This window comes from Paenarthrobacter sp. A20, assembly GCF_024168825.1.
Lineage (GTDB): Bacteria > Actinomycetota > Actinomycetes > Actinomycetales > Micrococcaceae > Arthrobacter.
On the sequence record NZ_JALJWH010000001.1, the window covers coordinates 1,674,725 to 1,688,866 of the forward strand.

Sequence of the window (14,142 nt, forward strand, 5' to 3'; positions counted from 1 at the left end):
CACGTCCTTATGGTTGGTGATGCCCTTGGGGGCTATCAGTAGGCTACTCGTTGATGGTGGCACTGGCCCTTGAGTACTGGACTTGATGATCAGCCCTTCACAGCGCCCAGCGTCATGCCTGCCACGATTTTCCGCTGCAGCAGCAGCGTCAGCAGGATGACCGGGATCGAGTAGACAGCAGCGAGGGCCGTCATGGATCCCCAGTCCAGGCCGAACTGCGTTTGGAAGTTCGCAATCACCACGGGCGTGGTCTGGGACCGGATGGCTGTCATCAGGAGGGCGAACAGGAACTCGTTCCATGAGGCCAGGAAGGCGAAGATCGCGGTGACGGCGATACCGCCGGACACTACCGGGATCACCACCCGCCACAGGGCTCCAAGCCGGCTGCACCCATCCACGGTTGCGGCTTCTTCCAAGTCCCGGGGGACCGACTCGAAGAAGCTGGACATCAGCCAGATGGACAGCGGAAGGGAGATGGTGGTGTGGGCAATGGACAGGGCTATGGGGGTATCCGCCAGGCCCACCGAGGACATCATGGACGCCAGCGGAATGCCGATGGCCACTGGCGGCACCATGCGGGTGACCAGGGCGGCCATGATGAAGACGCGTCCGCTCGGTGTCTTGTAGCGTGTGATGCCGTAAGCGGCCGGAACGGCCAGGACCAGTGACAACACAGTACTGATGACAGCCGTTTGGATGCTGTTGATGAAGGACGCCAAGACCCCGCTTCGGCCCAGGGCGTTGGTGTAGTTCTCCAGAGTCCACTCCCGCGGCAGGATGGTGGGGGGAACCGCGATGGTGTCGATCGGCGTCTTGAACGACGTGAACAGCAAGTACAGGAACGGGAAACCGTACAGCACCATGGCCACGGCCAGCAGGATCCAGAGGATGGTACGGGTGCTCCGTTTGCCGGCTTCGAGGCCTTCGCGGTTGACCCCCCGCCGGTTGCGCAGCGGTTGTGGCTCGGAAGTATCCGACGCCGGCGGGCTGGCTTTGGTGGCTAGGCTCGCGTTGCTCATCAGTTGTCCTTTCCAGGCCGCCAGATGGTGGCCACTGCAACGAAGGCAATGGCGAGCATTGCGAGGAGATAGATGGTGCCCATGGCACTGGCGAGCCCTGGGTCGCCGAAGCGGATCATGGTCCGGTAGATCAGCAGGCTCATGGTTTCCGAAGCCGACTGCGGTCCGCCGTTGGTCTGGATGAGGATGGTGTCGAAGGCCCTTGCTGCGTCAATGCCGCGAACCACCAGCGCGACGGCGATTACCGGACGCAGGAGCGGAAGGATGATCCGGAAGAGGAGCGCCGGAGCCCGTGCCCCATCAAGGCGGGCGGCCTCGATCAGATCGCCCGGGATGTTCTGGAGGCCCGCAAAGAGCACAAGGCACATGAAGGAGGTGGTGAGCCAGATGTCCGGAATGGCCACCGAGAACAACACAATGTTGGGGTCGGAAAGCCAGCCGATCTGGTTGGGATCGGACAGGATGCCGGCTTGGTGGAGGAGTGTGCCGATGAGGCCGAAGTTATCGATCATCAGGAACTTCCACAGCAGGCCAGCCACGATCGGGGCGATCATCAGGGGGTAGAGGAAGACGGTCCGCCAGATCTGGGATTTCTTCCCCAAGGTGGTGAACAGCAGGGCCATGCCCAAGCCGAGTGCGAACTCGAGTGTCACCACCACCAGGGTGTAGGCAAGGGTCCGCCATCCGGCGCTGGTGAAGGCTTCGGAGGTGAACGCCGTGACGTAGTTTTGGAAACCCACAAAGTCACGGGGGCCGCCCGCGATAGGGGAGATCTTGAAGAAGCTGTCCGCCACCAAGCGGAAGAGGGGATAGGCCACGAATACGGCCAGGAACAGTGCCGCGGGCGTCATCAGATAGAGGGCGAAGCGGCGATCGGAGATACGCACGGTTTTCTTTTCTGCTGGTTGGGACCGCGGCCGGCACTGTCTTTCGCGCTGTGCGCGGGCCGGTGCCGGCCGCGGAGTTCTACTTCAGGAGGTCCTGGACCTGCTTCTTGGCATCGGCCAGGAGCGCCGAGGTGTCTCCCCCGGCCACGGCCTTCTGCAGCAACGGGATCAGGACGGTGTCAACGATCTGCTGCCACTTGGCGGTTGCCGGCCGGGTGGCCGTTGCCGGAGCGTTGAGGGTTTCAATCAGCGGCTTGAAGCTTTCGTAGCCAGGCTGGTCCTGGTATTTCTCAAACGCGCTGATGCGCGAAGCCAGGCCGAGCTTGGAGTCGATGCCCATGCTGTTGTAGTCATAAGCACATTTGACGAACTTCTTGGCGGCTTCAGTGTTCTTGGTTGCCTTGGGAACGGACAGGTACCAAGGTCCCGGGACGCCTGCGACGCCGGCGCTGCCGCCGATCATCGCTGCGGCACCTACTTTTCCTGCCACGGGTGCATCAGCAGGGATCTGGCGGTAGGCATGGGCCCAGAAGCGGGTCATGGCTGTCTTGCCCTGGTTGAACAGGTTTTGTGCCGCGGCCCAGTCAACCTGTGCGGCGCCGGTGGGGGCAGACTTGGCCAGGCTCACATAGAAGTCGAGAGCTTCCTTGTGGGCCGCGTTGTCGATGACCACGTTGTTGTCCTGGTCCAGCACCATGGGGGAACCGGCCTGGAGCACATGGGCCAGCCATTCTGTTTCGACGGCGCCCTTCACGTCCGTGCCGTACATGCCGTCCTTGGTGAAGAACTCGGAAATGTCCTGGTACTGCTTCCACGTGGTGGGTGCGGCGAGTTCGTAGCCATATTTTGCCTGGAAATCGGCCTTGTTCTTGGCGTCTTCGAAGAGGTCCTTGCGGTACAGGATGATCTCGGCGTTGGTCCAGGCTGGCAGGCCGATGAAGTGGCCGTCCACGTTGGCTTCCTTGACCAGTGCGGGGAAGATGTCCTTCTTGACGTCGTCTGTGAACAGCTCATCGATGGGTTGGACGGCGTCCTTGAAGCTCGGCAGCCAGACCGAGTCCAAAGCCGCGACGTCGAAGGACACGTTGCCCGAGGAGAACTCGCTGGACAGGCGGTTGAACATGCCGTCGTAGGGGAGCTCCACAAAGTTCGCTTCAATTCCAGTGTCCTTCTTGCACTGCTCAGCCACGCCCGTGAGTTCGGCGTGACCACCGGCTTCGACCAGGACGTTGATGGAGCTGGAGCCGGCGGAGCCGCCGGAGGATGGTGCCGGGCCGCCTGCGCCACAACCGGTGGCAGCGAGTGCGACGGCGGTGCACAGCCCGCCGAGGGTGACGAGCTTGGAGATGGTGTTTCGAGTGGACATCGCTGTCGACTCACTTTCTCTTGAACGGAAATTGCAGAGAGACGAAGGGGATTGCAGTTGGCTTGAAAAATCGTTTTGCCAAAACGACTTGGCATTGACATTAGGACTGTAGGGCGAGTTCTGTCAATGGCTTCCGCGAAACATTTAGGACCCCTTGACGCCATTGGTGGCTTGATCATAAAGTGGGCCGCGCCAGTGGACAAATCGTTTTGGCATATTTTGGCTGATTTGGCATTTTTTGGCAAACATCCCAGTCCTGACCCGTTCCGGGCCGCCGGGCCGCCAAGTCACCATCGAGTTCAAAGGAGAACCATGGACCCAACCCCATCCCCATACCTCAGCCGAAGGAGCATCCTTCGGCTGATTCCAGCGGCGGCAGTTGCCGGCACCGCCGTCGTGCTGTCAGCGAAGGAAGCCATGGCGAAAGGCCCGGCGCAGAAGGTGCCTGCTACGGGAGGGGCCCAGGCAGCCCCAGGGCACCGGGGCATCATCGGTGTGCTCTAGCAGCAAAAGCACCACCAGCACCACCGCAAGGCCACTCGAGCAGTACCCCCAATGATGTGAGGAGAAAACGCTGTGACCACTGTCTACGACGTCACCACCTGGAGCGTGCCAGGGAACCCCGCCGCCACCCCGTACAACGACATCGGGCTCATCATCAACAGCATCATCGCTGACATTAAGAGCCAGCAGACCAACCAGGCATCAAAACCCGGCGCAGTGATCTACATTCCGCCGGGAGACTACTCGCTCAAGACCCGTGTCAACGTGGACGTCAGCTTTTTGACCATCCGTGGATCCGGGCACGGATTCACGTCCAGCAGCATCCGCTACAACGCCGGCAACACCTCCGCCTGGCATGAAATCAACCCCGGGGGCAGCCGGATCCGCGTGGAGAACACCGACGGAAATACAGACGCCTTCCGCGTCTACCGGACCGGAGACCCGCGGCTTAGCTCGATCGTGTTCCAGAACTTCTGCCTGGACGGTGTCTCCTTCGGCTCCAACGAGAACGACTACACCAACGGCAAGACAGGCATCCGCTTCGACTCCGCCAACGATTCCTGCAGGGTTGAAGGCATGGGCATGGTGTACCTCGAACATGGCTTGGTGGTGCGCGACACTGATGCCCTCAGCGTCAGCGGCAACTTCCTGGCTGAATGCGGATCGTGCATAGAGCTGACGGGATCAGGCCAGGCCTCCAAAGTCACGGACAACCTCATTGGCGCAGGATTCGTGGGATTCTCCATCTTCGCCGAGGGCCACTGGGGCCTTCTGGTGACAGGGAACAATGTGTTCCCCCGTGGAAAGAGCAGCGTGCACTTCAAGGACTGCGGCCGATCCTCCATTACGTCCAACCGTTTCCACGCTTTCTATGCCGGCATGGTGAATTTCGAGGGGAACTGCACTGAGAATCTGGTGGGAGCCAACCATTTACTGCGGCAGATGGAACCGTTCGATCCACTGAAGCCCTACAACAACGGCCTGGACGATCTTTATGGCCTGGTGCACATCGCCGGCAGCAACAACACGGTCACTGGCAACCACTTCAGCTACGACGTCCCATCCGGTTCCGTGGTGCCGGCAGGGCAGACGCCCACCATCATCCTGGTGGCGTCCGGAAACAACAATTTCATTGCCACCAACAACACGGTTTCGGCCGTTCCCGTCCACACGGTGGTGTTGGATGCTTCAACGTCCGGGTCCAAAGTGCTGGACAGCGGCGACAGCAACCAAGTGGTGCGGTACGCGTCCAGCTACTCCTTCAGGCCCACGCCATAGCGGCCGGCAAGCACTCGTGAAAGGTCGGTCAAAGATGACCAGACGTACCAAAGCCTGGCTGTCGATCGGGACTGCCGTGGCACTCACCGCAGCCTCTTTCGCAGTGACTACCAGCGCTGCCCGGGCCACCGACGCGGATCCAGCCACGCAACAATACCGGCCCTCGCTTCACTACACGCCGGAGGCCAACTGGATGAACGACCCCAATGGGTTGGTTTACCACAACGGCAAATACCACATGTACTACCAGTACAACCCCAACGGAACACGGTGGGGTGACATGAGCTGGGGGCACGCCTCCTCAACGGACCTGATCCACTGGGAGGAGCAGCCCCTCGCGATTTCGCGGGGACTCAACGGCAACGGGCAGGTGATCGAAGAGATCTTCTCAGGATCCGTGGTGGTGGATACCCACAACAGCAGCGGATTCGGGACCCTGCAGAACCCGCCCTTGGTTGCCGTATACACGAGCAACTACACGGGAGCGCACCCGCTCTACCCGGGTAAACAGGCGCAATCCCTGGCGTTCAGCCTGGACGATGGTCAAAGCTGGACCAAGTACGGCGGAAACCCTGTCCTCAGCCGGAACACGCCAAGCTTCCGCGACCCCAAGGTCTTCTGGTACGACAATCCATCCGGAGGGGACTATTGGGTGATGGCTGCGGTGGAGGCGGACGAGCACAGGGTTCTCTTCTACAAGAGCAGCGACCTTAAGCAGTGGGAATACCTGGACGACTTCGGCCCGGCGAATGCTGTCGGCGGGCAATGGGAGTGTCCTGACCTGTTCCCGCTGGCAGTCGATGGGAACCCCAATAACGTCAAGTGGGTCCTGGCTGTGAACATCAACCCGGGGGCCGTCGGCGGCGGCAGCGGCGGACAGTACTTTGTGGGGGACTTCAACGGAACAACGTTCACCGCGGAAAACATCGACCCCGCCGACCAGCTTCCACCCGGCAACGTCCTGGCCGGCTTCAACGGCGGCAACTACGGCGGGTGGAACGTGCAGAACGATCCTTCCAACGGTTCCGGTCCATGGGGGAGCGCTCCGGCGTCGGGAACCATCCCCGGACAGCAGCAAGTAACGGGTCACATCGGTGCGGGACTGGTGAACGGCTTCCACGGTGGCGACACTCCCGTCGGCACCATGGAGTCCGCGCCGTTCACCGTGGACAAGGATTACCTCAATTTCCTCATCGGAGGCGGAAAGCATGCCCAGCAGCCCGGACAGCAGTCGGGCAACCAGGCTCCGCCGGGTTACCTGCTTTTTGACGGGTTCGACTACCCAGGAACGCTCTCCCAAGCCGGGTGGCAACTCAGCGGCGACTTCCAGGCGGCACTGAACCCATCGACGTCGGGCGGTGAATTCGCCTACGGGAAAAGAATCAATACCTTCGAAGGCGGCCCCTACCAGGACAACAACGTCGGCACCATCACGTCCCCTGAGTTCTACCTGACCAACACCAACATTGCTTTCCTCCTGGGCGGTGGAGAACGAACCGACGGGCAACTCCAAGTGGAACTGCTGGTGGGCGGCGTGCCGGTCCGGACCACGACGGGAACCAATTCGGGGGACCTGAATTGGAAGAACTGGGACGTTTCCCCTTGGTACGGGCAGATCGCGCGCATCAGGATCGTGGATAACGCAACGGGTCCGTGGGGGCACCTGACCCTGGACAACATGGTCCTCGGTTCGGAGCCGGCCAAGGTCCGCAGCAGCGAAACCACCGTGAACCTCGTGGTCAACGGCCAGACGGTGCGGAGCGCAACCGGAGCCAATTCCGAGCACCTGGCCTGGAACGCCTGGGACGTCAGCGCCTATAAGGGCAGCCAGGCCACCATCAGGATCGTCGACAACAACCGCGGAGGATGGGGGCACATCCTTGCCGATGAGTTCGTTTCTTCGGACGCATCCCATCTGGAACAGCACGATTGGCTGGATTGGGGCAGGGACTACTACGCCACGGTGTCGTTCAACAATGCGCCCGACGGCAAACGCATCATGCTGGGCTGGATGAACAACTGGGATTATGGCCAGGACACCCCCACCTCCACCTGGCGCGGAAGCATGGCCCTGCCGCGGGAGGTGGTTCTCACCCAGACTCCTGCCGGACCAAGGCTGCGGCAGCAGGTGGTGTCACAGGCGGACGCGTTGAAGAACACGGCCGCGAGCTACACGGCATCCGCGCAGGACCTCCAACAGGGAACCACCGCACTTCCGATCACGGGCGATGTGGTGCAGATTGATGCTGAGTTCTCCCCGGGCAGCGCGTCCGCGTTCGGCCTGAAAGTGCTCGGAAACGCCAACGAATCAACAAGGATCGGTTACGCAACGGCCTCTCAGCGGCTCTCCATCGACCGGACCAACTCGGGCAACGAAGGCTTCCATCCCGCCTTCAGTTCAGTCGAGGACGCGAAGGTGGAGTTGATCAATGGCAGGCTCCACCTCCGGGTCTACGTCGACAGGGCATCTGTGGAGGTCTTTGCACAGGATGGCCTGACGACCCTCACGGACCAGGTCTTCCCCGGTGCTGGCGCCACAGCAATTTCGGTCTTCTCCGAAGGGGGTACTGCCCGGCTGGAAAGCTTGACCGTGACGCCGCTCAACCCGGCTATGTGGGGAGGCTGACCCGCCTTGCAACGCACGACGGCGGCTGGTCGCCAAGGTGACCAGCCGCCGTCGTGCCCTCTGACGTTAGTCCGCTTTGACCGCCAGCACCGGGCAGTCCGCTTCCAACAGGATCCGCTGGGAGACGCTGCCCATGATGAGCTTGCCTACCGGGCTGCGCCGGCGCAGGCCGATGACAATCAGATCGGCATCGTTCTCGTCGGCGGCGTCCAGGACTTCGGCAGCTGCATCATGGCCGCGGACCGGCTGCTTGATGATGTGCTGGATGCCGTGCTCGGCAAGGCGTTCCTCGATGCTCTGGATATCCGGCTCCTGCGCGTAGCGGTTGTCCACCAAGGCATCGCCCTTGGACGAGTTGATGACCAACAGGGTGTCGTTGCTCTTCTTGGCCTCGGCGATGGCCTGCGTCAAAGCCGCTTCGCCTTCTGGTGTGGGGACGTATCCCACCACGATGGTCATGGTTTCTCCTTGTTGTACCGAAACTTGTTGTCGTGAAATGGGTTGGTCAGTCGCTGTAGTCGGCAGCGCCCGAATTGGCCGGGAGCAGAGGGCTCTTCGCAGGAAGGTTGCGCCGGATGAGCTTGTAGACAAACGGCCATACCAGGATGATCGCCACGATGATGTAGACCACGATCGCGATGGGTTCGCTGAAGAGGCCTGCGGGGTCGCCGGCGCTCAGCTGCAACGTCTTACGGAGCTGGCCTTCGATGCGCGGACCAAGGATAACTCCGAGGATCAGCGGCAGGACCGGAAGTCCGAAGCGCCGCATCATGAATCCCAGTGCGCCGAGTACCAGCAGGATCACAAGATCGAAAGCTTGCAGGTTGACCGAGTAGGCGCCCAGCGTGGCGAAGAACAGGATGCCCGCGTAGAGGTATGGGCGGGGGAGCTGCAGCAGCTTGGCCCAGACCGGTGCCAAGGGCAGGTTGATGAGCAGTAGCAGGAAGTTGCCGATGAAGAGGCTGGCGATCAACGCCCAGACCAAGGGGCCCTGGCTCGAGAACAATTGCGGGCCGGGCTGGATGCCGTAGGACGTGAAGGCCGCGAGCATGACGGCGGCTGTTGCGTTGGTGGGCAGGCCGAGGGCGAGCATCGGGGTCAGTGTCCCGGCGGCGGCGGCGTTGTTGGCGGCCTCGGGTCCGGCGACGCCTTCGATGGCGCCCTTGCCGAACTCCTCCGGATGCTTGCTGAGCCGTTTCTCGGTGACATAGGAGAGGAAGGTAGGGATTTCGGCGCCACCGGCGGGCAAAGCGCCGAACGGGAAGCCAAAAGCGGTGCCGCGCAACCAAGGCTTCCAGGAACGGGACCAGTCCTTTTTGCCCATCCACGGGCGGCCTACCGGAATGACGTGGAGGGGAGTGCGGCGGAGGTGGGCGGCAACCCAGAGGGCTTCACCCACGGCGAAGATCGCGACCGCGACCACTACGATGTCCAGGCCGTCCACCAGCAAGGGCTGGCCGAAGGTCAGGCGGCGTTGGCCGGTCACGGAGTCGATGCCCACCAGTCCGATGGCCAGGCCGAGGGCAAGCGAAGCGAAACCGCGGAGCCTTGATGAACCCAGGACGGCAGTCACTGCCAGCAGGGCGAGGACCATGATGGCGAAGTAGCTCGGAGCGCCCAAGCTCACGGCAAACTGCACCACGATGGGTGCGAACACAGCCAGCAGGGCCGTGCCGATGGTACCGGCGATGAACGAGCCGATGGCGGCGGTAGCGAGGGCCTGCGCGGCCCTGCCCGCTTTGGCCATCTTGTTGCCTTCGATGGCCGTCACCACTGACGACGATTCACCCGGTGTGTTCAGCAGGATGGAGGTGGTGGAACCGCCGAACATGCCGCCGTAGTAGATGCCGGCGAACATGATGAAGGCGCTGGTGGGTTCCAGCGCAGCAGTGACGGGCAGCAGCAGCGCGACGGTCATGGCCGGGCCCAGCCCGGGAAGAACGCCGACGGCGGTCCCCAGCAGCACGCCGATCACGGCGAACAAGAGGTTCATGGGGGTCAGGGCGGTGGCGAAACCGTCCATCAGGGAGGACCAGACGTCCATTAGAGGATTCCTTCCAGGAGTCCGGCCGGCAGCGCGATGCCCAGGCCGAGGTAGAAGCCGTAGAAGGTCAGCAGGGAGAGGGCGATGGAGATCAGGCCATCACGAATGTAGCGGCGGCTGCCCAAGGCAAGGACGCTGCCCCAGAACAGGACGGTCCCGGAAATGACCCAGCCGGCCCAGTCGATGAGCAGGATGTTGAGGATGAAGGCTCCGGCCAAGGGGAGGACGGTCTTCCAGTCCGCAGGGTGGGCCAGGTCGACGTCCTCGCCGCCTTCGGCCTCACCTTTGCCGCCACGCAGGACATTGATGGCAAGGAGGATGGCGCAGATGATCAGCAGCCCGGAAACAATGAACGGAACAGTCTTCGGACCCACAGGGTCGGACTGCGAATACGGGGTCACCAGGCCGTTCGCGTCCAGGAAGACCAGGACGCCGACCACGCCGAGCAGGAGGGCTACCCCCAGCTCGGCGCGGCCTTTCAGGCCTGTGGCTATGGAGCTCACGCCAACCCGAGCTTGGTGAGGACATCCGCCACGCGCTTGTCCTGGTCGGTCAGGAAGGTCTGGAACTCGTCGCCGGTAACGAACGCGTCAGACCAGCTATGGGTCTTCAGCGCTTCCTTCCAACCGGCAGATGCGTGCATCTTCTCCAGCGCGGCGATCAAGGACTTCTTGTCGTCCTCGCTGATGCCCGGAGGGGCCACGATACCGCGCCAGTTGGTGAAGACCAGGTCAATGTTGGATTCCTTCAACGTGGGGGCATCCACGCCTTCCAGACGGTTCTCGCCGCTGGTAGCCAGCACGCGGATTTCGCCGGACTTGATCTGCTGCAGGTACTCGCCTGCGCCGGAAGCGGCGAAGCCAAGCTTGTTGCCGAGGATGGCAGGCAGAAGGTCGCCGCCGCCGTCGTAGGAGACAAAGTTGACCTTGGTGGCGTCGATGCCAACAGCGCCTGCCAACTGCATCGGCAGGAGATGGTCCGGGCCGCCGGGCGAGGAGCCGCCGCCGACGGCGATGGAACCCGGGTTGGCCTTCCAGGCTTTCACCAGGTCATCGATCGTCTTGTACGGGGAGTCCTTGCCGACCATGATGGCCCCGGGTTCCTCGATGAGCTTTGCCAACGGGGTGGTCTCGGTCAGCTTCGACTCCGACTTGTTGGTGTAGCTGGCTCCCACGACGCCGAGGCCCATGAGCATGGTGAGGTCGCCGTTGCCCTTCTCGTTGACAATGCGGGCCAGGCCTACGGTGCCACCGGCGCCTGCCAGGTTGAACACCTCGGTATTGGTGGAGATCTTCTCGTCATCAAGGACCTTCGCGGCTGCCCTTGCTGTGGTGTCGTAGCCACCGCCCGGAGTGTTCGGAACCATGATCTGGAAACCGGTCAGCGGTCCTGCGGCGCCGGTACTCTCAGAACCGGTGGAGTTCTTGCCTGTGGCACCGCAACCGGTGGCCATCAGGGCGATGCCGGCGGCGACGGCGGCGACTCGCAATGCGCGGATCTGGCGCATGGTGTTCCTCTTCTCATCATCGAAAATTCGGTGCAGGGCGATCAGCGTTGTGCCCCGTTCACTCGATGCTAGGTGCGCACGTGACGGCGGTCACTCTTGTGTTCGCAGTGATCTTTAAGTTCATTGCGTTCACGGGTTCTGGCCGTCTGAGCTGGTCTTCCGTGCCGCTGGGGTATAGTTCCGGTACGCCACGCAGCGGGCCCTGCCAACCCACCCGCATCCGGCTCCACCCAAAGGAATCCACGCAGTGACTCGACGGTCTCGAAGAAGAGGGATGTCCCTGGCCGGGCAATACCTTGTGCTGCAGCTGCTCATTGTCCTGGCCGTTCTCGTGGCTGTAGTCGCCATCTCCCTTGCCCAATCAGCCGCAGTATTCGAGCGGACCGAGGGGCGTCGTGCGCTGTCCGCCGCGGAAGCCTTGGGCAACAACCCCACGGTGCGCGCTTTGCTGCCCACCGCGGAACCCCGCGCCGGTTCAGCCCTTCCCGCCGTGGCCGAATCAGTCCGCACCGTGTCCGGATCATCCCATGTGGCGCTCGCCAAACTCGACGGTACGGTGGTGGCGTCGTCCGATCCCAGCCTGGTGGGTCAGCCGCTGCCCCTCGGTGAGAGCCGCGTGATGGAAGGCAGGGCGTGGACCGGGGTTTTGCCAGGCAGCGGAGGCGCCGTGCTCTCTGCCCACGTCCCTGTCCTGGACGACTCCGGAGTCATGATCGGCGTAGCCTCGATCAGCCGCAACTATCCCTCCACCATCGAGCGCCTCGGTGATGCCGTGCCCAACCTGCTGACGTACCTGGGTGTCGCCAGCGTGCTGGGTGTCGCCGGCTCCTTCCTCCTGTCCCGACGCGTCAAACGGCAAACCCTGGGCATGGAACCACGGGAAATCACGGGTCTGGTGGAAAACCGGGAGGCGATGCTGCAGGGCTTGAAGGAAGGCGTGGTGGCCCTGGATCCCCATGAGCGGATCACAGTGGCCAACCAGAGCGCCCGCCAACTCCTGGGACTGCCCCCGGATTGCGTGGGAAAGAAGCTGCGATCCCTGTCCGTGGACCCGGCATTGAAAGTGGTGCTGACCCGGGAACAGTCCGACCCCGACCAGCTGGTGCTAGTGGGGGAGCGGTTGGTGGTCATGAACCGTGTGGCCCTCCGCTCCCACGGCCGCGACATCGGATCAGTGACAACCTTGAGGGACCGGACCGAGTTGTCGTCCTTGGAGAGCGAACTCGGAGCCACCCGCACCGTCACCGACACCCTGCGGGCCCAGGCCCACGAATTCGCGAACCAACTGCACGTCATTTCCGGCCTCATCCAGATCGGCGAATACGATTCCGTGGTTCAGTTCGTCAATGGCGCCACCGTGGACCGCACCCGGCTTAATGACGACGTCACCAGCCGCATCGAGGATCCCGCGCTCGCCGCCCTCCTGATCGCCAAAGCCAGCCTCGCCACCGAACGTGGCGTGGAGCTGCAGCTTGATCCGCAGTCCGCGCTGCCGCGCGTCAACGAAGAACTGTCGCGAGACCTCACCACCGTGGTGGGAAACCTGGTGGATAACGCGTTCGACGCCGTCACTGGCCTCGCCGGGGCCTCGGTCCGCGTGCTCGTTGTTGTTTCACGGGACGAGGTCACAGTCGCCGTCCGGGACAACGGTCCCGGTGTGCCCACGGGCTCCGCAGAGGACATTTTCCGGCAGGGTTTCTCCACGAAGGACCCCGGGCCGGGCGATGCGCGGGGATTCGGATTGGCGTTGTCCCGGGTGATCTGCCGGCGGTCCGGAGGCGACCTTTCGGTGTCCAACGACAACGGGGCAGTGTTCACCGCGCGGTTCAGCAAGCGGGATTCAGACTCAGGCAAAGGGGCAAAGCGGCTGTGATCAAGGTACTGATTGTTGACGACGACTTCATGGTGGCCAAGGTCCACGCAGGGTTCATCCAGAGGACCACGGGGTTCGAGGTGGTAGGCGTGGCGCACACGGGTGCCCAGGCCGTGGTTGAGACTGAGCGGCTGCAGCCGGACCTCGTGTTGCTGGACATCCACCTCCCGGACATCAACGGGCTGGACCTCATGCACCAACTCCGCGACGTTGCACCGGACCTGGACGTGCTGGTGATCAGCGCAGCCCGTGAAGTTGAAACCGTGCGGAAAGCCCTGCGCGGTGGGATCGTCCATTACCTGATCAAGCCGTTCTCCCAGTCGGACCTTCAGGAGCGGTTGGAGCACTATCTCAGCGCCTACCAGGGCTTGGACGCGTCCAAGGTAGAGGCCGAGCAGTCCGATGTGAACCGTGTGTTCGGGCTCGGCGTTTCCGAACGGACCCTGCCCAAGGGCTGCAGCGTTGAGACGCTCGAATTGGTGGAGGCCGCACTTAAGTCCGCTGCGGGCGACGTGTCCGCAGCGGAGGTTGCCGAGCAACTCGGGACCTCGCGCGTCAGTGCCCGCCGCTACCTGGAGTACCTCCACGACGAGGGGGCGCTGGAGGTCAGACTCAAGTACGGCGTCGGACGTCCTGAAAGACGCTACGTGTTGAAGGGGCGGTAAGCATGCTGGACGCCGGGTAGCCCAAGGGCAGATCCAGCTGCGATGTGTACGAACGTACGCCGGGTGATTTAGAATAGTGGAGCGCGGGCCAGGGACCGGCCTCAGTTGCTTGGATCTCATCTACGGGCAGTGGTAACTGCAAGCCTCGGGGCAGCCCCCAACCCTTGAAGTCCGCGCACCACAAGCCCATGGTCGTCGCCCCGTGACGCATAGTCGGAGAATTCAATGATTAATACGCACCCAGTAGCCCTCTTTCTTACCCAGCTGGATCAGAGGGCACAAAGTGCCCTTCCGCATGCCCCGACGGTGGTTGAGGCAGCGAAGGCGAGACGGACGCGACTGGTCGGGTTCCGTCGCCGCGTAGCCACTGTCC

General features: G+C 62.7%; 12 protein-coding genes. 5 read left to right on the plus strand and 7 right to left on the minus strand.

From position 1 onward, the window contains the following. Nucleotides 1–89: 89 nt before the first annotated feature. The 3 genes from J3D46_RS08115 to J3D46_RS08125 form a co-directional block, all read right to left on the minus strand. Nucleotides 90–1,019, minus strand: a complete 930-nt coding sequence (locus J3D46_RS08115) for a carbohydrate ABC transporter permease (RefSeq protein ID WP_253466255.1) — start codon at nt 1,017–1,019, stop codon at nt 90–92. After that, complete coding sequence (locus J3D46_RS08120) at nt 1,019–1,906, minus strand: carbohydrate ABC transporter permease (RefSeq protein ID WP_105692744.1); 888 nt, start codon at nt 1,904–1,906, stop codon at nt 1,019–1,021. Before J3D46_RS08120 ends, J3D46_RS08115 begins: the two co-directional genes overlap by 1 nt. A 79-nt stretch (nt 1,907–1,985) precedes the next feature. Continuing rightward, nucleotides 1,986–3,272 (minus strand): sugar ABC transporter substrate-binding protein, encoded by a 1,287-nt coding sequence (locus J3D46_RS08125; protein ID WP_172325718.1) that lies wholly within the window; start codon nt 3,270–3,272, stop codon nt 1,986–1,988. A gap of 312 nt (nt 3,273–3,584) precedes the next feature. Between J3D46_RS08125 and J3D46_RS08130 the strand changes: the two genes are divergently transcribed. The 3 genes from J3D46_RS08130 (at nt 3,585) to J3D46_RS08140 (ending at nt 7,680) form a co-directional block, all read left to right on the plus strand. After that, a complete protein-coding gene (locus J3D46_RS08130; protein ID WP_253466258.1) occupies nt 3,585–3,776 on the plus strand; it encodes a hypothetical protein in 192 nt (63 codons plus the stop codon). A gap of 72 nt (nt 3,777–3,848) precedes the next feature. Beyond that, entirely contained in the window at nt 3,849–5,054 is a 1,206-nt protein-coding gene (locus J3D46_RS08135; protein WP_253466261.1) for a NosD domain-containing protein, read from the plus strand. Between the two features lie 34 nt (nt 5,055–5,088). Then, nucleotides 5,089–7,680, plus strand: a complete 2,592-nt coding sequence (locus J3D46_RS08140) for a GH32 C-terminal domain-containing protein (protein ID WP_253466264.1) — start codon at nt 5,089–5,091, stop codon at nt 7,678–7,680. Between the two features lie 66 nt (nt 7,681–7,746). On the opposite strand, the gene J3D46_RS08145 is transcribed toward J3D46_RS08140, so the two are convergent. Genes J3D46_RS08145 through J3D46_RS08160 form a run of 4 tightly spaced genes read right to left on the minus strand, consistent with a single transcriptional unit; the run spans nt 7,747 to nt 11,231 of the window. Beyond that, nucleotides 7,747–8,139 carry a universal stress protein gene (locus J3D46_RS08145; protein ID WP_253466267.1) on the minus strand — a complete coding sequence of 131 codons (393 nt, stop codon included), beginning with the start codon at nt 8,137–8,139 and terminating at the stop codon, nt 7,747–7,749. A 46-nt stretch (nt 8,140–8,185) separates the two neighbouring features. Next, complete coding sequence (locus J3D46_RS08150; RefSeq protein ID WP_231342892.1) at nt 8,186–9,724, minus strand: tripartite tricarboxylate transporter permease; 1,539 nt, start codon at nt 9,722–9,724, stop codon at nt 8,186–8,188. Continuing rightward, nucleotides 9,724–10,227: a tripartite tricarboxylate transporter TctB family protein gene (locus J3D46_RS08155; RefSeq protein WP_231342888.1), complete on the minus strand. Its 504-nt coding sequence runs from the start codon at nt 10,225–10,227 to the stop codon at nt 9,724–9,726. Before J3D46_RS08155 ends, J3D46_RS08150 begins: the two co-directional genes overlap by 1 nt. Then, nucleotides 10,224–11,231 carry a tripartite tricarboxylate transporter substrate binding protein gene (locus tag J3D46_RS08160; RefSeq protein ID WP_231342885.1) on the minus strand — a complete coding sequence of 336 codons (1,008 nt, stop codon included), beginning with the start codon at nt 11,229–11,231 and terminating at the stop codon, nt 10,224–10,226. The genes J3D46_RS08155 and J3D46_RS08160 overlap by 4 nt, the downstream gene beginning before the upstream one ends. A 274-nt stretch (nt 11,232–11,505) precedes the next feature. On the opposite strand from J3D46_RS08160, the gene J3D46_RS08165 reads away from it, so the two are divergent. Both J3D46_RS08165 and J3D46_RS08170 read left to right on the plus strand, forming a co-directional pair. Further along, nucleotides 11,506–13,104 carry a sensor histidine kinase gene (locus J3D46_RS08165; RefSeq protein ID WP_253466270.1) on the plus strand — a complete coding sequence of 533 codons (1,599 nt, stop codon included), beginning with the start codon at nt 11,506–11,508 and terminating at the stop codon, nt 13,102–13,104. After that, a complete protein-coding gene (locus tag J3D46_RS08170; protein WP_253466273.1) occupies nt 13,101–13,769 on the plus strand; it encodes a response regulator in 669 nt (222 codons plus the stop codon). Before J3D46_RS08165 ends, J3D46_RS08170 begins: the two co-directional genes overlap by 4 nt. Nucleotides 13,770–14,142: the final 373 nt, after the last annotated feature.